This is a genomic window from Streptomyces sp. NPDC050416, assembly GCF_044458845.1.
Lineage (GTDB): Bacteria > Actinomycetota > Actinomycetes > Streptomycetales > Streptomycetaceae > Streptomyces.
Genome location: NZ_JBITII010000006.1, coordinates 255,506 through 279,600 on the forward strand (window position 1 = coordinate 255,506; position 24,095 = coordinate 279,600).

Below are 24,095 nucleotides of genomic sequence, written 5' to 3' on the forward strand. Positions count from 1 at the left end.
ACCGGCGGACGTCCCTTCGTGAGGCCCTGCTACCGCCCTGAGCAGGGGAAGCGCAGCACGCTGCACAAACGCGTTTTTGTGCTGGCCCCGGAATCCGCTAGAGTTCAACTCGTCGCCGGGCCGCGAGAGCGGACCGAAACGACAAGCGGACGTAGCTCAGTTGGTAGAGCGCAACCTTGCCAAGGTTGAGGTCGCGAGTTCGAGCCTCGTCGTCCGCTCGAAGGAACAGGGGGCTTCCCGGCCCCTTGCACTCCTGGTGGAGTGGCCGAGAGGCGAGGCAACGGCCTGCAAAGCCGTCTACACGGGTTCAAATCCCGTCTCCACCTCCAAGGACGATTAGCTCAGCGGGAGAGCGCTTCCCTGACACGGAAGAGGTCACTGGTTCAATCCCAGTATCGTCCACTGGATCTGCTCCAAGATCCGACCCGCGCGATTAGCTCAGCGGGAGAGCGCTTCCCTGACACGGAAGAGGTCACTGGTTCAATCCCAGTATCGCGCACGCAATGCCCATGATCCGCTGCAGTCAGTGGTCATGGCCCCTGAGGACGATTAGCTCAGCGGGAGAGCGCTTCCCTGACACGGAAGAGGTCACTGGTTCAATCCCAGTATCGTCCACATCACACCGGAGCCCCCGGCCGTACGTATCGGCCGGGGGCTTCGTCGTGTGGTGATCGCCGCGTCAGGACGAGAACAGCATGCGGCCGAAGCTCTTCTGCCGGTGGTGACCGTGCTGGCCATGGTGTCCGTGGCCAGCGTGCGGTGCGCCCCAGGCGGGGGCCGGTGGGGCGGGGTAGGCCTGCGGAGCAGGCGGGGGCGGCGGGGCCGACTGGGACCATTGGGCCTCCAGACGCGTCAGCGACTCCAGCTCGCCGTAGTCGAGAAAGATGCCGCGGCAGCCGCTGCACTGCTCGATCTGGACACCGTTGCGGTTGTAGGTGTGCATGGGGGCATGGCACTTCGGACAGTGCATGGTGGTTCAACTCCTCGCCGGTCGGTCCTGCTTCGGGTGTCGCCAGGACAGACTCTGTCCGGCTGTGGTCGGTTGCACCCTACTTCGCGTGCTCCTGCGCCAACTGCGGCGGAACGGTAGCCATTCGGTCACAGGCGTCCACGACCGACTGCTCCACCTCGTCCAGGGCGCGACCTGCCACGGCCGCCTTGGTGACGGCCCGGGCCGCGGTCTGCACGGTGAGGGCGCGGGCGGGGACGTCCAGGGCGGGCCAGGGGTCGCCGTCGGCCGGGACGGCGGGGCCGCCCTCGGCGCGGTAGGAGGCGAGGAACCGGGCCCATTCGCCGGGCGGGAGCAGTCCGCAGGCGTACCAGGCTGCGGGGCGGGCGAGATCCCAGGCCGGGACGCCGACACCGAGATCGTCCACGTCGATCAGCAGCCAGGGGCCTTCGGGGGCGGGGTGGCGTACGAGCTGGCCGAGGTGGAGGTCGCCGTGGCACAGGGTGCCGTGCTGCGGCATCGGGGCCTCGGCCCGGGCCCAGGCTGGGAGGGTCTCCCAGGCGCGCAGGACGGGGGGCGCGGCGGGGTGCGGGCCGGCGTCCCGGAGCCGGGCGATGGCCAGGGCCGCCTTGGCGGGGCCCCGCATGGTGGGCGTCCCCGGCGGGGCCGGGGTGCGGTGCAGTCGGGCGAGGAGGGTGGCGGCGGCTTCCCAGGGGGCGGCGTCGGGGGTGTCCGGGTCGACCGGGGTGCCGTACGGCCAGAACGTCACGAGGCGGTCGTGCAGGTCGGCCGGGGCCGGGGTGAGTGGGGGCAGGAGGATGCCGGGGTGGTGGGCGGCGAGGGTGAGGCGGGTGGTCAGCTCGGCCGGGTCGGTGTCCTCGGGGTGGGCCTTCGCGACGGTGTCCGCGTGTCGTACGACGATGCCGTCGGGGCGGTCCGCGAGGGTGGCTGCGGCGCAGGGGCAGGGGCAGGCCGAGGAGCGTGCGTGAGCTGTGGCTCGGGCCTTGGCGGTGAGCTGTTGTATGAGCAGGGCGGGGGCGGGGTTCACTGAGCTCCCGGGGGTGTGTGTCGGGGGCGAGAGTACGCGTAGGTGGGGCTGGGCTGTAAGGCGCTGTTGGCTGCAGGTACTCGGCGTCGGTGCCAGCGCCGGGTGGGTGCGCAGCCCGGCGCGGCGAGGTGCCGCTGCGCCCACCCGTGACGCCTGGGGGTACCTCCCAGGCCCTTAAGGCACTGGGGGAGGCACGACTGCCCGCAGCGGCGGCCGGCGGCAAGGGTAATGCCGGCGCAGCTCCCCAGCTGCGCCGGCACTTGTGCCGTCCGCCGCACCCCCGTCCCCACGGGGTTTCATGGGTGGGATGTCCCCGCCCGGACCGCTCTTCCGGGCCTGGGGTCGCCGCTCAGCGCCCCAGCATCTCTCCCACGGACGACGCCTGTGTGGCCACTGTCTCCCACCCGTCGAAGACGAGGAGGAGCAGGACCGCCAAGGGAAGGGCCATCAGCGTCGCCACCAAGGGGTGGCGACGGCCCTGACGGCGGGAACGGAACGCTGCGGCGTACACCTTGCGTCCCTCCTCGCGGATCAGTGCCCGCGGTGCCGTTTGGGCCATGGTCCCTCTCCTGACCGTTCTCAGTTGTCGTTGGCAGCGGCGGGTGTCTGACCTCGGGGGACGAGTGCTGCACCCGCCGCTTGACCTCAAATCTAGGTGTCCGGCCCGTCCCGGGCGTCATGCCCTCGTACCGATTGCCGGGCCTCCCGGAGGATGAGCCGTCACCTGCGATGTACTCCCCTGGGTGGAGACGGGGACCGGGGTCTCAGGGTCTTCCCCGAAAGGACGCCCGGCTCACCCCGCTTTGTCCGAGCTTTCCTCCCTCGGAATCGGCTGTTCGACCAGGGCCAGCACCCGGTTCGCCATGAAACGGGCCGTACGCACGACGGTGCCGCTCCTGGTGACTTCGCTCACTTCCACGACACCTCGGCGTACCGCCGTCTCCACCCTGCGGCCCGCCCTGCTCGCCACCACCTCGTACGTGCGCGTCGTGTCGCCGGCGTCCACGACTATCTCCACACGGTCACCCTTCACGGGCCCAATCCCCCTTCCGGGCCAGGCGGTTGGGGTCGTCCCCCGCGCGAACACGGCCTGTCCGCGCGCCCCCTGACCACCCTTCAAGTCTCCCACCCACCACTGACAATCCATCGCCGCGAGAGGGCGCGGCCTCTGCGCGCGGGCGGCCGTGGAAACGTAAGCTGTGGCTCGTCACAGGACCGGGCAGCGGGGATGAACATGGCGATGATGCGCCTGAGGCGCGAGGACCCGCGCGTCGTCGGCTCGTTCAGGCTTCACAGACGGCTCGGCGCGGGCGGGATGGGCGTGGTCTACCTGGGCTCCGACAAAAAGGGGCAGCGGGTCGCGCTCAAGGTCATCCGGCCTGATCTGGCGGAGGACCAGGAGTTCCGCTCGCGGTTCGCCCGTGAGGTCTCGGCGGCCAGACGAATCCGCGGCGGGTGCACGGCACGGCTCGTGGCCGCCGACCTCGACGCGGACCGGCCGTGGTTCGCCACGCAGTACGTACCCGGCCCCTCCCTGCACGACAAAGTCGCCGCCGAGGGACCGCTCGGCGCTGCCGACGTCGCCGCCGTCGGTGCCGCCCTCTCGGAGGGCCTGGTCGCCGTGCACGAGGCCGGGGTCGTACACCGGGATCTGAAGCCGTCCAACATCCTGCTGTCCCCGAAGGGGCCGCGGATCATCGACTTCGGCATCGCCTGGGCCACCGGCGCCTCGACGCTCACCCACGTGGGGACGGCGGTCGGCTCGCCGGGCTTCCTCGCACCGGAGCAGGTGCGCGGGGCCGCCGTCACACCGGCCACGGACGTGTTCTCCCTCGGTGCCACGCTCGCGTACGCCTCGATGGGCGACTCGCCCTTCGGGCACGGCAGTTCCGAGGTGATGCTGTACCGCGTCGTGCACGAGGAACCGCAGCTGCACGGCGTACCCGACGCCTTGGCTCCGCTCGTCCGGGCGTGCCTGGCGAAGGACCCCGAGGAGCGGCCCAGCACGCTCCAACTGTCCATGCGGCTCAAGGAGATCGCGGCCCGGGAGTCTCAGGACCTGGCCGGCGTACGGCCGCCCGCGCCGCGCGGTGCCGAGACGGACCGCCCCACCGACACCTACCCCGAGCGCGGCCGTCGTCCGCAGGGACAGCAGGGCGCGGGGACTGCCGGGGCGCAGCGGGGCCGGGGTACTCCCCCGCCGCGGCGCTCCCCTGGGCCCGGGGACGGCGTTCCGTCGCCGGACGGCCCGGCTTCACAGAGCGGAGCCGGCGCGCGGGGCGGAGCCCGGGCGGCGGGCGGCGGGAACCGGTCGACGGGTGGCGGGAGCCGCGGCAGGACTCCGGTGCGCGGCTCCGGCGCCTCGCGCGGCAGCACTCCGTCGCGGTCGGGGGCACGGCCGACGCCCACCGGGCGCAACGGGACCCCGTCGGGCAGCGGCAGCCGCCCCACGCCCCACAGCGGTACCGGACGTCCGGCGTCCAGGAACACGGGGACCGGTCTGCGGCCCGCCAATCCCCGGCTGCTGCGGCAGCGGCTGTTCGTGTTCGTCGTGGTCACGCTGCTGGTGGCGGTCGGCATCGCCCTGGTGCAGGGCTGCCAGGGCTCGGCGCGGGGACTCGGCGACGACGGGGGCGGGGCCCGGCAGGAGCATGTCCAGCGGGGCTATGAACCGCAGGGGTTCGAGCCGTAGGGGTTCGAGCCGTAGGGCTTGTTCACTTGAGGTCCGCCGTCACAGTTCCGGCAGGATCCGTTCGAAGAACTCGCGGTCGCCGTCGAAGACCGGGTCCAGGGTCAGGAACTCCTGCGGTGTGACCCAGCGGGTCTCGGCGACCTCGCCGGGGTCGGGGACGACCTCCCCCGTGTCCGCGCGGGCGGTCCACCAGTGGAGGCGGAAGAGGCGGTCGTCGGTCTCCGACTCCCACACCTTCGCCAGCGGCACGACGGTGAGGCCGACCTCCTCGCGGACCTCCCGCACGACCGCCTGCTCCTGGGTCTCGCCCGGTTCGAGCTTGCCGCTCAGCGGCTGCCAGTAGCCGGGACGGGCGACCCGCGGGCCGCGCCGGATCGCGAGGACGCGGTCCCCGCGCCGCAGTACGGCGACGATCGCCTGGCGCTGTTCCACGTACGGCCCCCTAGGACTGCGGGCGGCCGGTGGCCACGGCGTAGAAGGCGACGGCCGCCGCCGCGCCCACGTTGAGGGAGTCGACGCCGTGGGACATGGGGATGCGCACCCACTCGTCGGCGGCGACCAGGGCCTGGGTGGAGAGGCCGTCGCCCTCGGCGCCGAGCATGAGGGCGACGCGGTCCATGGTGTGCGGGGCGGCCTCGTCGAGGGGCCGGGCCTTCTCGTCGGGGGTGAGGGCGAGCAACGTGAAGCCGGCCTCACGGACCGATTCCAGGCCCTTGGGCCAGGTCTCCAGACGGGCGTACGGCACGGAGAAGACCGCGCCCATGGAGACCTTCACGCTGCGGCGGTACAGGGGGTCGGCGCAGTCCGGGGAGAGCAGGACCGCGTCCATGCCGAGGGCCGCGGCGGAGCGGAAGATCGCGCCGATGTTTGTGTGGTCGTTGACCGACTCCATGATCACCACGCGGCGGGCGGTCTGGAGGAGGTCGGCGGCCGTGGGCAGGGGCTTGCGCTGCATGGAGGCGAGCGCGCCGCGGTGCACGTGGTAGCCGGTGACCTGCTCGGCGAGCTCCGGGCTGACCGCGTAGACCGGGGCGGGGAGTTCGTCGATGACGTCGCGCATGACGTCGACCCACTTGGCCGAGAGCAGCATGGACCGCATCTCGTAGCCCGCTTCCTTGGCCCTGCGGATGACCTTCTCGCCCTCCGCGATGAACAGGCCCTCGGCGGGTTCGCGCTTGCGGCGCAGCTCCACGTCGGTCAGGCCGGTGTAGTCGCGCAGGCGCGGGTCGTCGGGATCCTCGACGGTGATGAGATCGGCCACAGGGTGATACTGCCTTGTCCTGGGTGCGGTGCCAACGGCTTGGGAACGGTTGTGTTACCCCGGGTTACTCGTGGGGCGCGGCGGCCGTGGGGCCGACCTTCACGACCTCGCCGATGACGATGACCGCCGGGGGCTTCACGTCCTCGGCGCGGACCGTCTCCGCGACGGTCGCGAGGGTCGCGTCGACTCGGCGCTGAGCCGCCGTCGTGCCCTCCTGGACGAGGGCGACGGGGGTGTCGGCGGGCTTTCCGTGCGCGACGAGCGTCTCCGCGATCTTTCCGATCTTGTCGACTCCCATGAGGATCACCAGCGTGCCGGTCAGCCGGGCCAGGGACGGCCAGTCGACCAGGGAGCGCTCGTCGTCCGGCGCGACATGGCCGCTGACCACGGTGAACTCGTGGGCAACGCCGCGGTGGGTGACCGGGATACCGGCCGCGCTCGGGACCGAGATCGAGCTGGAGATCCCGGGGACGACCGTGCAGGTGATGCCGGCCTCGGCGAGCGCCTGGAGTTCCTCCATGCCGCGGCCGAAGACGTACGGGTCGCCGCCCTTCAGGCGGACCACCGACTTGCCCTGCTTCGCGTGCTCGATCAGCGCGTTGTTGATGGCCTCCTGGGCCATGAAGCGACCGTAAGGGATCTTCGCCGCGTCGATCACCTCGACGTGGGGCGGGAGTTCGGCGAGGAGGTCGCGCGGGCCGAGGCGATCCGCGATGACGACGTCCGCCTCGGCAAGGAGGCGGCGGCCGCGCACGGTGATCAGGTCCGGGTCGCCGGGGCCGCCGCCGACCAGGGCGACTCCGGGTGTGCGGGTGCGGTGGTGGGGGGCGACGAGCGTGCCGTCGCGCAGGCCCTCGACGACCGCGTCGCGGATGGCGGCGGTGTGGCGGGGATCGCGGCCGCGGGCGTCCGTGGTCAGCACGGCGATCGTGACGCCCTCGCTGTGGCCGGTGGCCGGGGTCCAGGCCGTCGCCTCGTCGGCGTCGTCGGAGCGGACGCACCAGACGCGGCGGCGTTCCGCCTCCTCGGAGGCCCTCGCGTTCGCTTCCGTGTCGCCGGTGGCGATCAGGGCGTACCAGGCGTCCGCGAGGTCGCCCTCCTCGTAGGGGCGCCGGTGCCAGGTGATTTCGCCGGCGTCCGCCATGGCTTCGACGGAGGGGGTGACCTCGGGGGACACCAGGAGGATGTCCGCGCCCGCGGCGATGAGCGCCGGGAGGCGGCGCTGGGCGACCTGGCCGCCGCCGAGGACGACCACGCGGCGGCCGGTGAGGCGGAGGCCTACGGGGTAGGCGGGGTGTTCGGCCATGGGGTGCGGCTCCTGTTGCGGCGGGTTCAATGCCCTGACGTGCGGATTTTAAGGTGCGAGTCGCTGTGGGGGCACACGTGTCCGGTGGCTGGGCGTCCTTGCCGGACACGGACCACCGGAGCCACAGGTGCCTTACTTCTCGGTCACTCCAGCCGAATCGAACGTCGCCACCTCGTGCATCGCCCTGGCCGTGCTCTGGACCAGGGGGAGGGCCAGGAGGGCGCCCGTGCCCTCGCCGAGGCGGAGGTCGAGGTCGACCAGGGGGCGCAGGCCGAGCTTGTTCAGGGCGGCCACATGGCCGGGCTCGGCACTGCGGTGGCCTGCGATGCAGGCCGCCAGGACCTCCGGGGCGATGGCGCGCGCCACCAGGGCGGCGGCGCCCGCGCTGACGCCGTCCAGGATCACCGGCGTGCGCAGCGACGCGCCGCCGAGGAGGAGGCCGACGATGGCGGCGTGTTCGAAGCCGCCGATCGCGGCGAGCACGCCGATCGGGTCGGCCGGGTCCGGCTGGTGGAGTTCGAGGGCACGGCGGACGACCTCGGTCTTGCGGGCGAGGGTCTCGTCGTTGATACCGGTGCCCCGGCCCGTCACCTCGGCCGGGTCCACCCCCGTGAAGACGGAGATCAGGGCGGCGGACGCGGTCGTGTTCGCGATGCCCATCTCGCCGGTGAGGAGTGCCTTGTTGCCGGCGGCGACCAGGTCGCGGGCGGTGTCGATGCCCACCTCGATGGCCTGCTTGGCCTCCTCGCGGGTCATCGCGGGGCCGGTGGTCATGTCGGACGTGCCGGCCCGGACCTTGCGGGGCAGCAGGCCCGGCGTGGCCGGGAGGTCGGCGGCGACGCCCACGTCGATGATGCAGACCTCGGCGCCCACCTGGGTGGCGAAGGCGTTGCAGACGGCTCCGCCGCCGAGGAAGTTGGCCACCATCTGGGCCGTGACCTCCTGCGGCCAGGGGGTGACCCCCTGCGCGTGCACGCCGTGGTCACCGGCGAAGATCGCGACCGCGGCGGGCTCCGGGATGGGCGGCGGGCACTGGCGGGACAGGCCGGACAGCTGCGCGGAGATGATCTCCAGCATGCCCAGCGCACCGGCCGGCTTGGTCATACGCTTCTGGCGCTCCCACGCCTCGCCGAGCGCCTTGGCGTCGAGCGGGCGGATCTGCGCGACGGTCTCGGCGAGCAGGTCGTGCGGTTCCTCTCCGGGCAGTGCGCGCCGGCCGTACGTCTCCTCGTGCACGACCCACGACAGCGGGCGGCGCTTGGACCAGCCCGCCTGCAGCAGCTCGGGCTCGTCCGGGAACTCGTCGACGTAACCGACGCACAGGTAGGCGATGATCTCGAGGTGCTCGGGCAGGCCGAGGGCGCGGACCATCTCGCGCTCGTCGAAGAAGCTGACCCAGCCGACGCCGAGGCCTTCGGCGCGGGCGGCGAGCCAGAGGTTCTCCACGGCCAGGGCGGCCGAGTACGGGGCCATCTGGGGTTGGGTGTGGCGGCCGAGGGTGTGGCGGCCGCCGCGGGTCGGGTCGGCGGTGACGACGATGTTCACCGGCGTGTCGAGGATGGCCTCGATCTTCAGTTCCTTGAACTGCTTGGCCCGGCCCTTGGGGAGGGACTTCGCGTAGGCGTCGCGCTGGCGCATGGCCAGTTCGTGCATCGCGCGCCGGGTGTCGGCGGAGCGGATGACGACGAAGTCCCAGGGCTGCGAGTGGCCGACGGAGGGCGCGTGGTGGGCGGCCTCCAGGACTCGGAGCAGCACCTCGTGCGGGATGGGATCGCCGCGGAAGCCGTTGCGGATGTCGCGGCGTTCGCGCATGACCTTCAGCACGGCCTCGCGCTCGGCGGGGTCGTAGCCGGGGGCGGCGGGACCGGTGGACTGCCGTGCTTCTCCCACTGCGGCCGCACTCTCTGCTTCGTGGCGTTCCTGGTCCGCCAGGTCTTCTTGTTCGGCGCCCCGGGTGTCCAGGTCGTCGGCGTTCTGGGCGAGTTCGGCGTCGCCTTCGCGGGGTGTGGGGACGATGACCACGGGTTCCGCCTCGGGCTGGGCCGGCTGGGGGACGGCGGCCTGGGACTGCTGCGGGCCCTGGACATACTGTCCGGCCTGCTCGTCCGGGGCCGGGCCGGGGAGTACGACGGTGACGTCCTCGGCGGATGCCGGGGGGGTTTGCGGGGGCTCAGGTGGGTTTTGGGGGGTTTGGGGGGGCTGCAAGGGCTGGGGGGCTTCGGAGGCTCCCGGTGCTGTGGGGGCCGGGGTGGCTTCGGCGGGCTCGGGCTCGGGCTCGGGCGCGGCGACTGCCGGCTCGGGCGCGGCGGGCGTTGGCTCGGACCCGGCGGGCGTCGGCTCGGGTGTGGTGACCATCGGCTCGGGTGTGGGGGCTACCGGCTCGGGTGCCGGCACCTCCGCCTCGGCTGTGGGGTCGGGCGCGATCGCTTCGGGGGCCTGAGCCGGTAGCGCTGCCGCTGCCTCGGCGGTCGCGGCGGCCTCTGCTCCGGAGTCCGGGGTGGCCGTCTCGGTGGGCTGAGGAGGCGCCGTTGCGGCAGCGGGCTGGGTCGGTTCGGTGGTCTCCGGTGCGGCGGCGGGTGCGTCCGCGGTGGGTACGTCGGCGGGCGCGGGGGCCTCGGCAGCCGGAGATCCGGCTTCCGAGGCAGGCGCTTCAGTCGCCGGGGCAGGCGCTTCCGGGGCAGGGGCTTCCGGGGCGGCAGCTGCGGTCTGCGGTGCCGTCATCTCGGGTTCCTGCGCGGCTGCCTCGGCGTCAGTTGCCTGGGGGGCCTGGGGGGCAGCTTGCGGTGCGATCGGCTCAGTAGCTTGCGCGGCGGCCTCGTCATCCCTGGCCTCCGGCTCCTGCGCGGCGGCCTCGGGGGCTACCCCAGCGTCCGGCGCCTGCGCAGCGGCGGTCTCCGCCGCATCCGCCTCGGGCGGAGCTACGACAGCAGGCTCGGGCGCGGCAGCGGCCTCCGGGGCCGGGACGGCCTCGGGCACCGGTGCAGCCTCCGGAGCAGGGGCAGGGGCGGACGCCGAGGCCTGCTCAACACCGTCGGCGGGTACGCCGGGAGCACCCTCGGCGAGCGCCGGTTCGCCGTCCTGGCCGGAACCGTCCACGACCGGCGCCGGCGCATCCTCCGCAACCGGCTGCGATGCGGCCACGGCCACGGCGGCCTCCTGGCCGACATCCGGTGCGACGCCCGCGTCGGTGGGATCACCCGCCACGCCCGCGCCCTGCTCGGGTTCGCCCTGCTCCGACTCCGCCGCGACCACCGGCTCACCCATCGGACCGTCGCCCGCACCAGCCGGCTCGGCCTCAACCACCGCTCCCTGCGCGGTCACGGCCACCGGCTCACCATCCGGGCCACCGCTCACACCAGCGGGCTCACCAGCACCCCCGGGCTCAGCGGCGACCATCTGTTCCCCGGAGGCACCGGTGCCGGCCTGCTCAGGCTCGCCCGCATCCACCGGCGCACCGGCTGCCTCACCCTGCGCCGTCGCACCCTGCGCGGGCTGCTCGGCGTAGGCACCCTGCACAGGCTGCTCCGCGTAAGCGGCCGGGGCCGTCGCTGCCGCAGGCGCCGGCTCCGGGGCGACGTGGGTGGCGACGGCCTGGGCCGTGCCCGCCTGCTCCGCTGCCGGAACAACCGTTTCCGCAGGCGCCGCCCCGGCACTCACCGGGGCCTGGGCCGGAACCTGCGCGCCCCAGGGCGCGGCAGCCGGCGCGGGCGCCTCAGGGGCGCGCGGGACGTCGAGGTACTCGGGTCCGGGCGCCGCGCCCGCGGGCTGTCGTGCCGGCGCTTCCGCCGGGCCGCGGTCGGCGAGCGAGCGGACCGGACTGGCGGAGCTGTCGGGCAGCGGCGGGCCGAGGTGCAGCGGCCGGCGCGGGGTGATGGGCGGGATCGGCGGCGGGTCGGGCAGGCGGACCCCGCCGAGGTCGACCGAGCCGCTGTCGCGGCCGGAGATCTCGTGCGGGCCCGGCTGATGCACGGCCTCGACGACCGGTTCCGGCGCGGGCGGGGCGACCTCGTTGCCCCAGGCGCCATGGGAGCCCGGCAGCAGCAGGTCTTCGTCCTCGGCGGTGTCTTCGGAGAGGTAGGCGTACGCACCGTGCGCGGAGGCGCCCGGCTGTTCCACCATGCCTGCGTTCTCCGGCAGTCCCTCGCCCGGGACCTGGCCGGTGTCGGTCATGCGTACCCCTCGCCCATCGGTTAGTGCTCCTACGACCAGCTCACCCGGAACGGCGCACCGACCGCCCCACAGTGAAGAACGAGCGTGCGTCCACAGCGGCACGAACGGCCCGCCGGAAAAGGCGACAAAGCCACTCACTGGCATTGTTGCGGCCGAAGCACCGTCACGGCACCTCGATCCGCGACGGTTCCGCTGTGGACTGCGCCACGTTGCGCGTCCTCCGGTTCTGCCGTACCACACTCCCCCCAAAACGGGCGGGTTTTCCGGACATTGGCCGACGAACTGCCGGACGTCCGCGTGCGGTGCAGCGATCGGCCAGCCTACCGCGCGCAGTACGACAACCCGATCACGGGGACGGCGGCGGAGTCAGCCGCTGCGGCGGGGCAGCACCCCGCTGAGCAGGAACGCGACGCTCCGTTCCTTCTCCGTCCAGGCCCGGGTGTCGAGTTCGACGGACTGGAGCAGGGCGCACTCGACGCCGTAGCCGTGCTCCGTCAGGTCCCGGCCGATGAGTTCGGCGGCGTCCCGGGTGGCGGCGTGCGTGACGATACGCTGCGGGCGGCGGTCGGCGACGGCCGAGACGACGGCCGCCCCCCCGCCGCCGACGCGGACGACGTCGGGTTCGGGGAGGTTCTCCAGGACGTGCGGGGCGGTGCCGTGCACGATCTGGAGCTGGACGCCGAGGCGGCGGGCGGCCGCGTCGGTGCGGGCGCAGGCCGCCCGGTCGCTGTCGACGGCGAGGACGGCGGCGCCGGCGCGCGCGGCCTCGACCGCGAAGGCGCCGCTGCCGCAGCCGATGTCCCACACGAGGTCGCCGACACGCGGTCCGAGACGGGCGAGTTGGGAGGCGCGCAGCAGCTGGGTCTCGCCCTCGCCGAGGTCACCGCCGTACGCCTCGGCGGGCAGGGACCAGCCGCGCGGTCCGGCGGACGGGTCGCGGCCGGCGATCCAGCCGCCGCTCTCCCCCGTGGTGCCGGGTCCGACCGGGCCGCCGAGGACGATGACGACATTGGGGTCGCGCCAGGTGAAGTCGGCGGCTTTTTCGGAGGTGACGACGCTGACCCGCTCGTGGGCGGTGCCGAGTTCCTCGCAGATGACGAAGGAGCGGTGGACTCCTTCGAGGAGCAGGCCGAGTTCGGCGGGTCCGGCGCCGGGTGAGGTGAGAACCGCCACCTTGGTGTGGGCGCGGCACACGTTCACCGCACGGCGCAGGGTGCGTCGGTGGGCGACGACCACCTGTGCGTCGTCCCAGGGCATGCCGGCGCGGGCGAAGGCGGCGGCGACCGAGGAGACGGCGGGGACGACCTCCACTTCGAGGCCGAACTCGGGGGCGCGCAGGGTGCGGACGACGCCGAAGAAGCCGGGGTCGCCGTCGGCGAGCACGACGGCCGTGCCGCGGTGGGCGGCGATGCGGCGGGCGGCGAGTGCGACGCTGCCGAGGCGGATGCGCTCGGCGCGGGCGGGTACCTCGGGGAGCGCCAGGTGGTGGGCGGCGCCCGCAACGAGCGTGGCGGCACCGAGGGCGGCGCGTGCCGCGGCGGTCAGCGGCGAACCGTCCCAGCCGATCACCGTGACCCGGTCGGCCATCGTCGTCAGTCTCCAGAGGTTTGCGCAGGTCGTAAGTGTCAGGTCGGCTGTGCCGTGTGATGAGCTGCCCGCGGGCGGGCTCCGTGAGAGTACCCGGTGAAGCCGGTGGAGGGGGCGGCGGTGCCGTCGCGCGCGGTGTCCGTCCCGGTCGGTTCCGGTCGGTTTCCGGTCGCCGGCGTCAGTTCCAGTCGCCGAAGGACGTGAAACCGCCGGGCAGCTGATCTCCCACGCCGTCGAGGTCCTCGGGGAGCAGGCTCCAGACGATCAGGTCGGTGCGTACCTCGGTCCACGCGCCGTCGTCCCTCCGTGCCCGGGCTATCCAGGCGCCGCGCAGCACTCCCTCGCTGATGCAGCCGATCTTCTGGGCCACCTGCTGGGAGGCGGTGTTGTCGGCCGGGGTGCGCAGTTCCAGGCGCTCGAACTTCTGGTCGTTGAAGAGCCACTGCGCGGTGATGAGCGCCGCCTCGGAGGCGTAGCCCTCGCCGCGGGCCCAGGGGGCGATGACGTAGGAGATCTCGCTGGAGCGGATCCGCCAGTCGGTGTTCCTCAGGTGGACGATGCCGACGAGGCGCTGTGTGAGGAACTCGGTGACGGCGAAGACGATGCCGCGGCCCTCGGCCCGTTCGGCGGGGGCCTGTTCGGTGATCCAGGAGCGCGCGTGGGCCTCGGTGTAGGGGTGCGGGACGGTGGTCCAGGCGGTGACGAGCTCGTCGTTCATCATGTCGGCGAACGACTGGATGTCCGGCTCCTCGAAGGGGCGCAGGACCAACCGCTCCGTGCTGATGGAGACGTTGGGAAAGGTGCTCGTCATGCGCCGCTCCGTAACCTTCGGTGAACCTTCAGGGCCTGCTGAACTGCCCAGCATGCAGCATGAAAGCACTGATCCGCACCACGGGGTCCTCCCCCACCGGATGAGGGAGGACCCCGTGCGGGGCGGGTGCCGGGCGTGGGCTCAGAAGGAGGCGAGCACGGAGCCGTCGGCGTACTTGTCCTCGATGAACTTCTTCACCTCGGGCGAGGTGAGGAGCTTCGCGAGCTTCTTCACCCGCGGGTCGTCCTCCTGGCCCTTTTTGACGGCGAGGAAGTTGCCGTACGGGTTGTTCTTGGGGGACTCCAGGACGAGGGCGTCCTTCGACGGCTTGAGGTCGGACTCGATGGCGTAGTTGCCGTTGACGACGGCGGCGTCCACGTCGTCGAGGGAGCGCGGCGTCTGGGCCGCCTCCAGCTCCTTGAACTTGAGGTTCTTGGGGTTCTTGGTGATGTCGGACGGGGTCGCCTCGTTGCCGACGCCGTCCTTGAGGGTGATGAGCCCGTGGGCGGCGAGGAGCTTGAGCGCGCGGGCCTCGTTGACCGTGTCGTTGGGGACGGCGACGGTCGCACCGCTCTTCAGGTCGCCGGCCTTCTCGGCCTTGTGGGAGTAGAGGCCGAGGGGCTCCAGGTGGACCGTGACGACGGGCACGATGTCGGTGCCGTTCTTCTTGTTGTAGTCGTCGAGGTACGGCTTGTTCTGGAAGTAGTTGGCGTCGACGGAGCCGTCCTGCGTCGCGGGGTTCTGCGACGTGTAGTCCGTGAACTCCTTGACCTCCAGGTCGAGGCCCTCCTTCTTCGCCAGGTTGTCCTTGACGAAGTTGAGGATCTCGCCGTGCGGGACAGGGCTCGCGGCGACGACCAGCGGGCCGGAGGTGTCGGAGGCGTCCTTGCCCGCGCCGCAGGCGCTGAGCCCGAGGGTGAGGGCTCCGGCGGCGAGGACGGCGGTGGTGATCTTGGCGGTGTTACGCACGAAAAGTGCCTTTCCTTATGACCTTGCGGGTGGTGCGACCCCGTTGTGGGTGTACGGGGGGTCAGGAGGCGGCTTTGAGCAGCCGCAGTTTGGGGGCGGGGCCCGAGTGGGCGCCGCGGCGGTGCAGGGAGCGGGCCGCGTAGTCGCCGGCGAACTGGATGACCGAGATGACGACGGCGAGGATCGCGACGGTGATCCACATCAGCTGGGTCTCGAAGCGCTGGTAGCCGTAGCGGATGGCGATGTCGCCGAGGCCGCCTGCGCCGACGGTGCCCGCCATCGCCGAGTAGCCGATGAGGGCGACGATCGTGGTGGTGGTGCTGGAGATCAGTGACGGCAGGGACTCGGGGACGAGGACCTTGCGGACGACGGTCCAGGTGTTGCCGCCCATGGCCTGCACGGCCTCGACGAGCCCGTGGTCCACTTCGCGGACGGCCGTCTCGACCAGGCGCGCGAAGAACGGGATGGCACCGACCGCGAGCGGCACGATCGCGGCCTCGCGGCCGATGGTCGTGCCGGTGATCCAGCGGGTGAAGGTCATCAGCGCGACCATCAGGATGATGAACGGCAGCGAGCGAGCGATGTTCACGATCTGCCCGATGACCTTGTTGGCGACGACGTTCTGGAGCAGGCCGCCGCGGTCGGTCAGAACCAGCAGGATCCCGAGCGGCAGTCCGCCGACGACGGCGATGAGCGTGGACCAGCCGACCATGTAGAGCGTGTCCCAACACGCCTGCTCCAGCAGGGGCTGCATCTCGGACCAGGTCACTTGGCACCCTCCTTCACCAGTACGGACTCGCGGCCCGGGACGTCGATCTGGAGGCCCTTTTCGCGCAGGAAGCCGATCGGTACGACGTTGTCCTCGTAGCGGCCGGGCAGTTCGATGCGCATCCGGCCGACCTGGAGGCCGCCGACGGTGTCGATGGCGGCGCCGAGAATCGATATGTCGATGTTGTAGGTGCGGGCGAGCTGCGAGATGACGGGCTGGGTCGCACTCTCGCCCTGGAAGGTGACGTCGAGGACGGTGCGGTCCTCGCCGGAGGCCTCGCCGTCGAGCGGGAACAGCGCGGCGGCCAGTTCGGAGCCGGGGGTGGCCAGGAGCTCGCTGACCGTGCCGGACTCGACGATGCGGCCGTTCTCCATGAGCGCGGCGGAGTCGCAGACCGACTTCACGACGTCCATCTCGTGCGTGATGAGCAGGACGGTCAGGCCGAGCTGCCGGTTCAGGTCGCGCAGCAGCGCCAGGATCGAGCGTGTGGTCTCCGGGTCGAGGGCGCTGGTGGCCTCGTCGGACAGCAGCACCTTCGGGTCGCCGGCCAGGGCGCGGGCGATGCCGACGCGCTGCTTCTGGCCGCCGGAGAGCTGCGCCGGGTAGGCCTTCGCCTTGTCGGCGAGGCCGACCAGGTCGAGCAGTTCCAGCGCCTTGCGGGAGCGTTCCTGCCCGGACTTCCCGAGGATCTCCAGCGGCAGTTCGACGTTGTCCTGGACGGTCCGGGAGGACAGCAGGTTGAAATGCTGGAAGACCATGCCGATCCGGCTGCGCGCCTGCCGCAGTTCCCTTCCGGCGCGCGGGCCGCGGCCGGCCAGGGCGGTGAGGTCCTGCCCGGCGACCGTCACGGTGCCGGAGGTGGGCCGCTCCAGGAGGTTGACGCAGCGGATGAGCGAGGACTTGCCGGCGCCGGACTGGCCGATGACGCCGTACACCTCGCCTTCGCGGACGTGCAGGTCGACGCCGTCCAGGGCGGTGACCTCGCGGCCGCGCGAACGGTAGACCTTGGTCAGGTCCGTTGTGGTGATCACGTGGGTTTCCGTCACTGTCGAGTGCGCGGGCGTGGGTGTGCCCGGGCACAGAGGCATTCGTTCAGGGACGCGACACGGTTCTCGCTGGGGCGGGGAACCGGGGAGAACATGTGCGCGGGCGGCTTGGTGTCACGCACTGCTCAGGGCGTGCGGACATGCCGCGGTCTCGCTTCGGGGCGCGAGCTCGGGGGGTGGTGCGGGGGCCCTCTAGAAGGCGCACATTCGACACATACAACGAGCACCGGGCGTCATGGTCGCCTCGGTCGCGGGGATGCGGTCGCTCGTCGTGGTCATGCCGTCAGTAAAACATGCGTACGGTCCTGACCGGCCGCCTCTGTCCGGATGCTGGACAGCGGTGGACAGGGGCCGGGATCCGCCGTCTTCCGTCAGCCGCGCAGGGAGATCTCGACACCCTGCTCGGTGACCAGTGCGGACAGGGCGGAGAGGTTCTCGATCACCAGATCGGCCTGGAGCTCGTGGGCCTGGTGGGTTGTGGTCAACGCCACGGTGGTCATGCCGGCGGCGCGGCCCGCCGTCAGGCCCGCGGGGGCGTCCTCGAAGACGACACACCGGGCGGGGTCGACGCCGAGGGTGCGGGCGGCGAGCAGATAGGGCTCGGGGTCGGGCTTGCCGTGGGTGACGTCGTCGGCGGCGACGAGCGTCTTGGGCAGGATGCCGACGGCGTCGAGCCGGGCCTCGGCCAGCCGCCGGGTGGCGGAGGTGACGACGGCCCAGCGCTCGGCGGGCAGGGCGTCGAGGAAGGCGCGGGTCCCCGGCAGCAGATGCACACCGCCGCCTGGCACGTCCTCCACCTCCAGGTCCTCGATCCGCGCGACGGCCTGCGGCACCACGTCGGCGGGCAGCAAGTCGGTGGCTATCTCGGCGGCCGGCCGGCCGTGCAGCTCGACCCGGGCGAACTCCTCGGCCGTGATCCCGTACTCCGTGGCCCACCGCGTCCAGCAGCGGTCCACCGAGGCGAGGGAGGAGACCAGGGTTCCGTCGTTGTCGAACAGCAGGGCGTGCGCGTGGATCTTCATGCCCTCGACCCTACGGTGCGGGCCAGGGCCGCAGGCACCGGGCCTTTTCGGCCGTAATAGGGTCGCAGCATGCTTGATGCCCTGACGCTGGTGACCGGCGTCGCCGCGCTGCTGCTCGCCGCCTGGTGCGGCTGGGCCGCCTACCGTGACCAGCCGACGAAGGACTGGCACTTCATCGGGATGGCCGTGGTCACCCTGCTGACGCTGGTCCAGCTGGTGGTGGGGATCGTGCTGCTGGCGCAGGGCGAGAAGCCGGAGCAGGGCACGACGATCTTCGTGGCCTATCTGCTCGGGGCGTTCGCGTGTGTCCCGGCGGCGGGGTTCATGTCGCTGGCCGAGCGCACCCGGTGGGGTTCGGTGACGGTCGCCGCCGGCGGTGTGGTGCTGGCTGTGCTGGAGGTGCGGCTCTATGACATCTGGGGAGGCTGAGGTGAACCGGCGGCGGCTGACCAGTGGGCCCGGCACGCTGCTGGTGTGGCTGTACGGCGTGATGGTCGTGGGCGCGGTGTCGCGGTCCGCGTATCAGATCGCGACGGAGTTCGACCGGGCGCCGCTCGCGTACTCGCTGTCGGCGGTGGCCGGTGTGGTGTACGGGTTCATCACGTACTCGCTGGTGCGGGGTGGGGAGACGGCCCGGCGGGTTGCGCTTGTGTGTTGTGTCGCGGAGTTGGTGGGTGTGCTGACGGTGGGGACGTGGACGCTGGTCGAGCCGTCGGCGTTTCCCGACGCGACCGTGTGGTCGGACTTCGGGATGGGGTATGTGTTCATCCCGGTTCTGTTGCCGGTATCGGCGATCTACTGGCTGCGGAAGTCGCGTGCGCGGCAGGAGGATGCCGGCTGAGGGGCGTCGGCGAGTGCGGGTGGTGTGGGGTTGTTCGCGCAGTTCCCCGCGCCCCTGAGAATCAAGCCGTCGCTGCGTAGGTACTGGCCGGCTTCTCCAGGACGATCATCGGTACGCCGTCCGCGCCCTGGGACGTGCCCACCGTTTCGTAGCCCACCTTGCGGTAGAGGCGGAGGTTGCCCTCGCTGCGGTGGCCGGTGTGGAGGCGGAAGCGGGTGGCGCCGTGCTGGTCGGCGAGGGCCGCCTCGGCCGCTCGGAGCAGGCGGGCGCCGATGCCGTGCCCCTGGAGGCGGGGGTGGACGCAGAGCTTGCCGATCGCGGCGGCGCCGTCCTCGGTGACCGAGCCGCGCACCGAGCCGACGACCTCGTCGCCGAGCCGGGCCACGAAGACGCAGTCGCGGGCGACCTCCTCGCGGACCGAGTCGAGGGTTTGGACGAGCGGGTCGATGCGGTAGTTCCCGTACAGCGCCGCCTCCGACTGGAAACACAGGTACTGCAGCCTGAAGATCTGCTCCGCGTCCTGCTCGGTCGCCGCAGAGATGGTCACGCTCATGCCCATGTGCGCACGCCTCCCGCTCATTTGATCACCGGTCGTTCCTCACTCCTATCCCCGTCCTCAGCGGGCCGCAACCTCCGGTGTGAGTAATCTCCGCAGACATCCCAGACATCTGGAACGTTCCGGGCCAAGACTCCCCTGTGAGATACCCAACTCCCCTGCGATTTCCCGGTATGTCAGGTCTTCGGGAGAGAGCAGGGCCTCCATCAAGCGGGGGCAGCGGCCCGGGAGGCGGCGTACGGCCGCGCGCAGGGCACGGCCGCGGGCGGCGGCGAGGGCGAGCTGTTCGGGTCCGTCGTCGCCGTCGTCGACCGGTTCGACGGCGTACGGCCGTTCGAGGCCGCTCGTACGGCGGGTGCGGCGCGCTTCCGAGCGGACGGCTCGGCGGAGCCAGTCCTGCGGGTCGAGCGGCGGACCCTCGGCGTCGAGGCGCTCCAGCAGACGGAGCCAGACCGCCTGCTCCAGGTCGCCCGCGTCGACTCCGGCGGCATATGCCTCCGCGGAGGCCTCGGCGGTGAGCAGCGGGCGCAGGGCGGTGACCAGGTCGGGCGTCATATGCGGAGCGACGCGGCCGCCCGGGCCATGGGTTGCCCCGGCGGCCGAAGCTCACCCGACCGAGGGGTGTGAAATCGGAGGTTGACGCTCAGTCGCCGACGAAGTCCTCGCGGGCCAGCACGCCCGTGTCGGGCTGGTCGGTGAAGACGCCGTCGATACCGGTCGCGAAGTACGCCTTGTACGCACCGAAGACGTCACCGTAGGCGTCCGCGTCCGTGCCCTTGCGGAAGTTCGCGGGCAGGAAGGGGTTCTCGTTGCGCATGGTCCAGGGGTGCAGGATCAGACCCACCTTGTGGGCGTCCCGGACGAGTGTCGTCGGCTGGGTGAGGTTGCCCTTGGCGTCGCGCGGGATGACCAGGTCCAGGGTCGGGCCGATGCCCTGCGCGTAGGAGGCGATCTCCCGCAGGCCGGCCGGCTTGACCAGGTCGGCGACGGTGCGCGGGTCGCCCGTCTCGACGAAGTCCCAGGGGCGGCCGTCCGCCGAGGACAGCAGGACGACCAGGGGGTTGTCGACGAGCTTGTTGAGGCGCTCGATGCTCGTCGGCTCGAAGGACTGGATGATGACCGGGGAGGTGCGCCGGTCCTTGCGGTGCTTGCGCAGCAGCTTGGCGACCCGCTCCTCCAGGGGCAGGCCCTGCTTGCGGAAGTAGGTGGGGTGCTTGAGCTCGGGGTAGATCCACACCTGCTTGCCGCGTGCGCGGGTCTGCTCGTCCTGCCACTTCAGGACCTCTTCGAAGGTGGGGATCTCCCAGCGGCCGTTGTAGAGGGTGTTGTGCGGGCGGTTGGCCGGGATGCGCTCGATCGCCCGCAGGGTCTTCAGCTCGGCGAGCGTGAAGTCCTCGGTGAACCAGCCGGTGGTGGACACGCCGTCGAGGACCTTGGTCTTCTTGCGGTCGGCGAACTCCGGGTGGTCGGCGACGTCCGTGGTGCCACCGATCTCCGGCTCGTGACGGCAGACGAGGTGACCGTCCTTCGTCGGCACCAGGTCGCCCGCCTCGACGATGTCGGCGCCCAGGTCGAGGGCGAGCTGGTACGAGCCGAAGGTGTGCTCCGGGCGGTAGCCGCTGGCCCCGCGGTGGCCGACGATCGTCGGCTTGGGCAGGCTCTTCAGCCCGCCGTTCCCGCCCTGTCCGCCGCCGGCCCGGATGCTGTCGGCTCTCGCCGTGCCGGTCATGCCGAGGACCGCTCCCCCGGCGCCGAGGACCGCCGCGCCGAGCAAGGCCCGCCGTCCGGTCCCGCTCGCTTCCTCGTTCGGCCTCTGCGTTCCCATGAGCGCCCTCCCTGCCGTGAGCTCGTCCGTGCGGGCCGATCGTACGGGCGCGTACATGACGAGTGGGAGACGCCGGGCGGAACACGCGGGTGACGACGGATGTCGTAGTGGCTGGTGGGGGCGGGGAACTGACGGCTCGTCGGCGGCATGCGGGCGGCACGTCGGGTTCGTCGCGTCCCGGCGATTCGGTGCGGCGGTTCTGGGAACGCGTCCGATACGCCCGCGGAGCGATGTCCGTCACACGGGACGGCCGGGTCACGCACCGTCCCCAGCGCGTCACCGCAGGTAAACACGCGTCAACAGGACGTAAGGCCTCGGTTAAGTCGCCGTGCCCGATGTGCGCGATGCCCCGCGCCGCGAGTATCGTCCTCACCTGCACAGACTCATACAGAATCCTTGACACCGGAGGGTCCGTTGTCCCGCTTCGCGCTCATCAAGGCAGTGCTCGGTCCGATCATGCGCCTGATGTTCCGCCCTCAGGTGGAAGGTGCGGAGCACATTCCCGGCGACGGTCCGGTCATCCTGGCCGGCAACCACCTGACGTTCATCGACTCGATGATCCTGCCGCTGGTCTGCGACCGTCAGGTCTTCTTCATCGGCAAGGACGAGTACGTGACCGGGAAGGGCTTCAAGGGCCGGCTGATGGCCTGGTTCTTCACCGGCGTCGGCATGATCCCCGTGGACCGTGACGGTGGCCGGGGCGGGGTCGCCGCGCTGATGACCGGGCGCCGGGTGCTGGAGGATGGCAAGGTCTTCGGCATCTACCCGGAGGGCACGCGCTCGCCCGACGGCCGGCTGTACCGGGGGCGTACCGGGATCGCCCGGCTCACGCTGATGACCGGGGCGCCGGTGGTGCCCTTCGCGATGATCGGTACGGACAGGCTCCAGCCGGGCGGGGCGGGGCTGCCGCGGCCGGGGAAGGTCACGGTCCGGTTCGGTGAGGCGATGGAGTTCTCCCGCTACGAGGGGATGGACCGGGACCGGTACGTGCTGCGGGCTGTGACCGACTCGGTGATGAGCGAGGTCATGCGGTTGTCCGGGCAGGAGTACGTGGACATGTACGCGAGCAAGGCCAAAGAGGCCGCGTAGGGCCGTTCGGCTTCTCAGGTGCAGCGCCGCGCCCCTCAAGGCCGGCTGTCGAGCCGTTGGCCGCGCAGCATGAACCATGCCGCCACGGCCGCGGCGAGCAGCACCGCCGCGCCCACCCCCGCCGCCAGCGCCAAGCCGTCCACGAAGGACGTGCGGGCCGCGTCCAGCATCACGGCGGAGGTGTGGGCGGGCATGCTCCCGGCCGCCTCGACGGCGCCCCCCAGTGACTCGTGGGCCGCGGCCGGTGTACCCGCCGGGCCGGTGAACTCGCTGTAGACGCCGGTCACGATCGAGCCGAGCACGGCGATGCCGAGGGCCGCGCCGAGTTCGTACGCCGTCTCGGACACGGCTGAGGCCGAACCGGCCTGCTCCTTGGGCACGCTGGAGAGGATCACGTCGGCGGTCACGGTGAACGAGAAGCCGGCTCCGACACCGACCACCAGCAGCGCGGCCCCGAGCAGCGGGTAGCCGGTGGACCGGTCGATCACCGTGAGAGCGGCCAGGGCGAGGCCGATCGCGGCGAGCCCTCCGGAGACGACGGCCCGCACCGACAAGCGCCGGGCCGCTCGTCCCGCGAGCAGACCGGCGACCACCGCGCCGATCGCGGCGGGCAGCTCCGCCAGGCCCGCCTCGAACGGGCGCCTGCCCTGGACGAGTTGCAGGTACTGGGAGAGGAAGAACACCAGCCCGGACAGGCCCAGGATGGTCAGCAGGTCGGCCAGCACCGCACCGCTGAAGCCGCGGTGACGGAACAGCCGCATGTCCAGCAGCGGGGCCGGAAGCGTGAGCTGGCGGCGTACGAAGCCGTAGAGGGCGGCGGCGCCCAGCAGGCCCGCGGCCAGGGTGCCCCACGCGAAGCCGTGCGTGGCGGCCTCCTTGACCGCGTACACCACACCGACCATGCCGACCAGCGACAGCACGACACTGACCAGGTCCCAGGGACCGGGGTTCGCCGTGCGCGACTCGGGCAGCAGCTTGATGCCGACGAGGACCAGGACGACCATCACGGGCAGGTTGATCAGGAAGACCGAGCCCCACCAGAAGTGCTCCAGCAGGAACCCGCCGACGATCGGCCCGACGGCCGTACCGGCGGAGGCGGTGGCGCCCCAGATGCCGACGGCGAGACTGCGTTCGCGCGGGTCGTGGAAGAGGTTGCGGATCAGGGCGAGCGTGGCCGGCATCAGGGTCGCGCCGGCGACGCCGAGCAGCGCCCGCGCCGCGATCAGCGTCTCCGGTGTCGTCGCGTAGGCGTTGAACACGGATATCGCGCCGAACGCCGTCGCACCGACCAGCAGGATCCGCTTGCGGCCGATGCGGTCGCCGAGGCTGCCCATGGAGACGAGCAGACCGGCGATGACGAACGAGTACACGTCGCCGATCCACAGCAGCTGCGTGCCGGAGGGCTTCAGGTCCTCGCTGATGTAGGGGGTCGCGAGACCGAGGACGGTCGCGTCGACGGCCACCAGCAGCACGGCGAGGACGAGTACGCCGAGCGCGAGCCAGCGGCCCGGGCGCTTCACCGCCTCGGGCGTCCCGGCCGGCTGCAGGGTGCTGGTCATGATTCCTCTCTCCGGAGTGCGCCGCCGAGCAACAGCTCGACGATCATGTGCTGGAAGTCCTTGGGGGCGCCCTTGCCGCTCTGCACCATCCAGGCGCCGGAGGCCAGCAGGCCGTAGAGCGCCTCGGTGAGCCAGGCCGGCGTGAGGTCGATGCGGAACTCGCCGCTGAGCTGGCCGCGACGGAACAAGGCGGAGATCCGGTCGTCGATCAGGGTCCAGCCGGCGTTCTGCTCCTCGCCCTCGAAGAGCTGGTTCTCGGTGTAGAGGAACCCGAGCAGTCCGGCGGCGGGCTCGATGGCCCCGACCAGCCGGCGCACGGCTTCGCCCGCCGTGCCCTCGTCGAGCCGGGCGGCGTCCAGCGCGGCCTCGCATTCGGCGATGCCCAGCGACTCCAGCGCGCGGACGAGGGCGTCCCGCCCGGCGAAGTGGCGGTGCAGCGTGGCGCGGCTGATCCCGGCGGCCTTGGCGACCTCGTCCATGGTCGCGGTGGATTTGCGGGTCAGCAGGGCCGCGGCGGTGCGCAGCACGTGATCAGGATCGACAGCCATGAGACAACCATACTCCATATGAGACATTGATGTCTCACGCTGGGCAT

At 71.9% G+C, this 24,095-nt stretch carries 23 protein-coding genes and 5 tRNA genes; 9 read left to right on the forward strand and 19 right to left on the reverse strand.

All coding sequences use genetic code 11. The features are described 5' to 3' along the window. Positions 1-145: 145 nt before the first annotated feature. The 5 genes from ACIBL4_RS20810 to ACIBL4_RS20830 all read left to right on the forward strand — a co-directional run bounded on the left by ACIBL4_RS20810 (position 146) and on the right by ACIBL4_RS20830 (position 615). Positions 146-218, forward strand: a tRNA-Gly gene (locus ACIBL4_RS20810). A 37-nt stretch (positions 219-255) separates the two neighbouring features. Further along, positions 256-329 (forward strand) — tRNA-Cys (locus ACIBL4_RS20815). 1 nt (position 330) lies between these two features. Beyond that, positions 331-402: transfer RNA gene (locus ACIBL4_RS20820), tRNA-Val, on the forward strand. Positions 403-427: 25 nt separating this feature from the next. Beyond that, positions 428-499 (forward strand) — tRNA-Val (locus ACIBL4_RS20825). Positions 500-543: 44 nt separating this feature from the next. Next, positions 544-615 (forward strand) — tRNA-Val (locus ACIBL4_RS20830). 64 nt (positions 616-679) lie between these two features. Here ACIBL4_RS20830 and ACIBL4_RS20835 read toward each other — a convergent pair. The 4 genes from ACIBL4_RS20835 to ACIBL4_RS20850 form a co-directional block, all read right to left on the reverse strand. Further along, positions 680-970, reverse strand: coding sequence for a zf-TFIIB domain-containing protein (locus ACIBL4_RS20835; protein WP_399412115.1), 291 nt, complete (start codon positions 968-970; stop codon positions 680-682). 79 nt (positions 971-1,049) lie between these two features. Then, the gene (locus ACIBL4_RS20840) at positions 1,050-1,997 is read right to left on the reverse strand and encodes a phosphotransferase family protein (protein ID WP_399412117.1); all 948 of its coding nucleotides are present in this window, start codon (positions 1,995-1,997) and stop codon (positions 1,050-1,052) included. A 349-nt stretch (positions 1,998-2,346) separates the two neighbouring features. Beyond that, the gene (locus tag ACIBL4_RS20845; protein ID WP_399412119.1) at positions 2,347-2,556 is read right to left on the reverse strand and encodes a hypothetical protein; all 210 of its coding nucleotides are present in this window, start codon (positions 2,554-2,556) and stop codon (positions 2,347-2,349) included. A gap of 234 nt (positions 2,557-2,790) precedes the next feature. After that, complete coding sequence (locus ACIBL4_RS20850) at positions 2,791-3,030, reverse strand: hypothetical protein (RefSeq protein WP_184981801.1); 240 nt, start codon at positions 3,028-3,030, stop codon at positions 2,791-2,793. Between the two features lie 195 nt (positions 3,031-3,225). Between ACIBL4_RS20850 and ACIBL4_RS20855 the strand changes: the two genes are divergently transcribed. Beyond that, a complete protein-coding gene (locus tag ACIBL4_RS20855) occupies positions 3,226-4,689 on the forward strand; it encodes a serine/threonine-protein kinase (RefSeq protein ID WP_399412123.1) in 1,464 nt (487 codons plus the stop codon). A 39-nt stretch (positions 4,690-4,728) separates the two neighbouring features. On the opposite strand, the gene ACIBL4_RS20860 is transcribed toward ACIBL4_RS20855, so the two are convergent. From ACIBL4_RS20860 to ACIBL4_RS20905, 10 genes are all read right to left on the reverse strand, one after another. Continuing rightward, positions 4,729-5,121 carry an NUDIX domain-containing protein gene (locus tag ACIBL4_RS20860; RefSeq protein ID WP_399412125.1) on the reverse strand — a complete coding sequence of 131 codons (393 nt, stop codon included), beginning with the start codon at positions 5,119-5,121 and terminating at the stop codon, positions 4,729-4,731. A gap of 10 nt (positions 5,122-5,131) precedes the next feature. Next, the gene (locus tag ACIBL4_RS20865; RefSeq protein WP_399412127.1) at positions 5,132-5,950 is read right to left on the reverse strand and encodes a TrmH family RNA methyltransferase; all 819 of its coding nucleotides are present in this window, start codon (positions 5,948-5,950) and stop codon (positions 5,132-5,134) included. Between the two features lie 64 nt (positions 5,951-6,014). After that, positions 6,015-7,256 carry a uroporphyrinogen-III C-methyltransferase gene (gene cobA / locus ACIBL4_RS20870; RefSeq protein WP_399412128.1) on the reverse strand — a complete coding sequence of 414 codons (1,242 nt, stop codon included), beginning with the start codon at positions 7,254-7,256 and terminating at the stop codon, positions 6,015-6,017. 132 nt (positions 7,257-7,388) lie between these two features. Continuing rightward, on the reverse strand, positions 7,389-11,426 hold the full coding sequence (gene cobT, locus ACIBL4_RS20875; protein ID WP_399412130.1) for a nicotinate-nucleotide--dimethylbenzimidazole phosphoribosyltransferase: 4,038 nt from the start codon (positions 11,424-11,426) through the stop codon (positions 7,389-7,391). 366 nt (positions 11,427-11,792) lie between these two features. Further along, a complete protein-coding gene (gene cbiE, locus ACIBL4_RS20880; protein WP_399412132.1) occupies positions 11,793-13,013 on the reverse strand; it encodes a precorrin-6y C5,15-methyltransferase (decarboxylating) subunit CbiE in 1,221 nt (406 codons plus the stop codon). A gap of 178 nt (positions 13,014-13,191) precedes the next feature. Then, a complete protein-coding gene (locus ACIBL4_RS20885; protein ID WP_399412134.1) occupies positions 13,192-13,824 on the reverse strand; it encodes a GNAT family N-acetyltransferase in 633 nt (210 codons plus the stop codon). Between the two features lie 141 nt (positions 13,825-13,965). After that, on the reverse strand, positions 13,966-14,793 hold the full coding sequence (locus tag ACIBL4_RS20890) for a MetQ/NlpA family ABC transporter substrate-binding protein (protein ID WP_399412136.1): 828 nt from the start codon (positions 14,791-14,793) through the stop codon (positions 13,966-13,968). A 61-nt stretch (positions 14,794-14,854) separates the two neighbouring features. After that, entirely contained in the window at positions 14,855-15,562 is a 708-nt protein-coding gene (locus ACIBL4_RS20895) for a methionine ABC transporter permease (protein ID WP_399412138.1), read from the reverse strand. Beyond that, positions 15,559-16,593: a methionine ABC transporter ATP-binding protein gene (locus ACIBL4_RS20900; RefSeq protein ID WP_399412140.1), complete on the reverse strand. Its 1,035-nt coding sequence runs from the start codon at positions 16,591-16,593 to the stop codon at positions 15,559-15,561. The genes ACIBL4_RS20895 and ACIBL4_RS20900 overlap by 4 nt, the downstream gene beginning before the upstream one ends. Positions 16,594-16,979: 386 nt before the next feature. After that, positions 16,980-17,630, reverse strand: a complete 651-nt coding sequence (locus ACIBL4_RS20905) for an HAD family hydrolase (protein WP_399412142.1) — start codon at positions 17,628-17,630, stop codon at positions 16,980-16,982. 69 nt (positions 17,631-17,699) lie between these two features. On the opposite strand from ACIBL4_RS20905, the gene ACIBL4_RS20910 reads away from it, so the two are divergent. Together ACIBL4_RS20910 and ACIBL4_RS20915 are read left to right on the forward strand one after the other, a co-directional pair. Then, positions 17,700-18,059, forward strand: coding sequence for a hypothetical protein (locus ACIBL4_RS20910; protein WP_356925610.1), 360 nt, complete (start codon positions 17,700-17,702; stop codon positions 18,057-18,059). Then, a complete protein-coding gene (locus ACIBL4_RS20915; RefSeq protein ID WP_399412144.1) occupies positions 18,040-18,471 on the forward strand; it encodes a hypothetical protein in 432 nt (143 codons plus the stop codon). The genes ACIBL4_RS20910 and ACIBL4_RS20915 overlap by 20 nt, the downstream gene beginning before the upstream one ends. 61 nt (positions 18,472-18,532) lie before the next feature. Here ACIBL4_RS20915 and ACIBL4_RS20920 read toward each other — a convergent pair whose 3' ends face one another. The 3 genes from ACIBL4_RS20920 to ACIBL4_RS20930 form a co-directional block, all read right to left on the reverse strand. Then, positions 18,533-19,030 carry a GNAT family N-acetyltransferase gene (locus ACIBL4_RS20920; RefSeq protein WP_399412592.1) on the reverse strand — a complete coding sequence of 166 codons (498 nt, stop codon included), beginning with the start codon at positions 19,028-19,030 and terminating at the stop codon, positions 18,533-18,535. Between the two features lie 57 nt (positions 19,031-19,087). Beyond that, positions 19,088-19,582, reverse strand: a complete 495-nt coding sequence (locus ACIBL4_RS20925; RefSeq protein WP_399412147.1) for an RNA polymerase sigma factor — start codon at positions 19,580-19,582, stop codon at positions 19,088-19,090. Positions 19,583-19,670: 88 nt separating this feature from the next. Next, entirely contained in the window at positions 19,671-20,852 is a 1,182-nt protein-coding gene (locus ACIBL4_RS20930; RefSeq protein WP_399412149.1) for a glycerophosphodiester phosphodiesterase, read from the reverse strand. Positions 20,853-21,266: 414 nt separating this feature from the next. Here ACIBL4_RS20930 and ACIBL4_RS20935 point away from each other — a divergent pair, with 414 nt between their 5' ends. Next, on the forward strand, positions 21,267-21,941 hold the full coding sequence (locus ACIBL4_RS20935; protein ID WP_399412151.1) for a lysophospholipid acyltransferase family protein: 675 nt from the start codon (positions 21,267-21,269) through the stop codon (positions 21,939-21,941). Between the two features lie 35 nt (positions 21,942-21,976). Here ACIBL4_RS20935 and ACIBL4_RS20940 read toward each other — a convergent pair whose 3' ends face one another. Both ACIBL4_RS20940 and ACIBL4_RS20945 read right to left on the reverse strand, forming a co-directional pair. Further along, entirely contained in the window at positions 21,977-23,500 is a 1,524-nt protein-coding gene (locus ACIBL4_RS20940) for an MFS transporter (RefSeq protein ID WP_399412153.1), read from the reverse strand. After that, positions 23,497-24,048, reverse strand: a complete 552-nt coding sequence (locus ACIBL4_RS20945; RefSeq protein ID WP_399412155.1) for a TetR/AcrR family transcriptional regulator — start codon at positions 24,046-24,048, stop codon at positions 23,497-23,499. Before ACIBL4_RS20945 ends, ACIBL4_RS20940 begins: the two co-directional genes overlap by 4 nt. Positions 24,049-24,095: the final 47 nt, after the last annotated feature.

Bases quoted from the DNA above. Each gene is read 5' to 3' on its own strand.
- ACIBL4_RS20945 (WP_399412155.1), bottom strand. From the start codon at position 24,048: ATGGCTGTCGATCCTGATCACGTGCTGCGCACCGCCGCGGCCCTGCTG.
- cbiE (WP_399412132.1), bottom strand. From the start codon at position 13,013: ATGGCCGACCGGGTCACGGTGATCGGCTGGGACGGTTCGCCGCTGACC.
- ACIBL4_RS20940 (WP_399412153.1), bottom strand. From the start codon at position 23,500: ATGACCAGCACCCTGCAGCCGGCCGGGACGCCCGAGGCGGTGAAGCGC.
- ACIBL4_RS20925 (WP_399412147.1), bottom strand. From the start codon at position 19,582: ATGACGCCCGACCTGGTCACCGCCCTGCGCCCGCTGCTCACCGCCGAG.
- ACIBL4_RS20930 (WP_399412149.1), bottom strand. From the start codon at position 20,852: ATGGGAACGCAGAGGCCGAACGAGGAAGCGAGCGGGACCGGACGGCGG.
- ACIBL4_RS20885 (WP_399412134.1), bottom strand. From the start codon at position 13,824: ATGACGAGCACCTTTCCCAACGTCTCCATCAGCACGGAGCGGTTGGTC.
- cobT (WP_399412130.1), bottom strand. From the start codon at position 11,426: ATGACCGACACCGGCCAGGTCCCGGGCGAGGGACTGCCGGAGAACGCA.
- ACIBL4_RS20915 (WP_399412144.1), top strand. From the start codon at position 18,040: ATGACATCTGGGGAGGCTGAGGTGAACCGGCGGCGGCTGACCAGTGGG.
- ACIBL4_RS20920 (WP_399412592.1), bottom strand. From the start codon at position 19,030: ATGGGCATGAGCGTGACCATCTCTGCGGCGACCGAGCAGGACGCGGAG.
- ACIBL4_RS20910 (WP_356925610.1), top strand. From the start codon at position 17,700: ATGCTTGATGCCCTGACGCTGGTGACCGGCGTCGCCGCGCTGCTGCTC.
- ACIBL4_RS20905 (WP_399412142.1), bottom strand. From the start codon at position 17,630: ATGAAGATCCACGCGCACGCCCTGCTGTTCGACAACGACGGAACCCTG.
- ACIBL4_RS20835 (WP_399412115.1), bottom strand. From the start codon at position 970: ATGCACTGTCCGAAGTGCCATGCCCCCATGCACACCTACAACCGCAAC.
- ACIBL4_RS20845 (WP_399412119.1), bottom strand. From the start codon at position 2,556: ATGGCCCAAACGGCACCGCGGGCACTGATCCGCGAGGAGGGACGCAAG.
- ACIBL4_RS20855 (WP_399412123.1), top strand. From the start codon at position 3,226: ATGAACATGGCGATGATGCGCCTGAGGCGCGAGGACCCGCGCGTCGTC.
- cobA (WP_399412128.1), bottom strand. From the start codon at position 7,256: ATGGCCGAACACCCCGCCTACCCCGTAGGCCTCCGCCTCACCGGCCGC.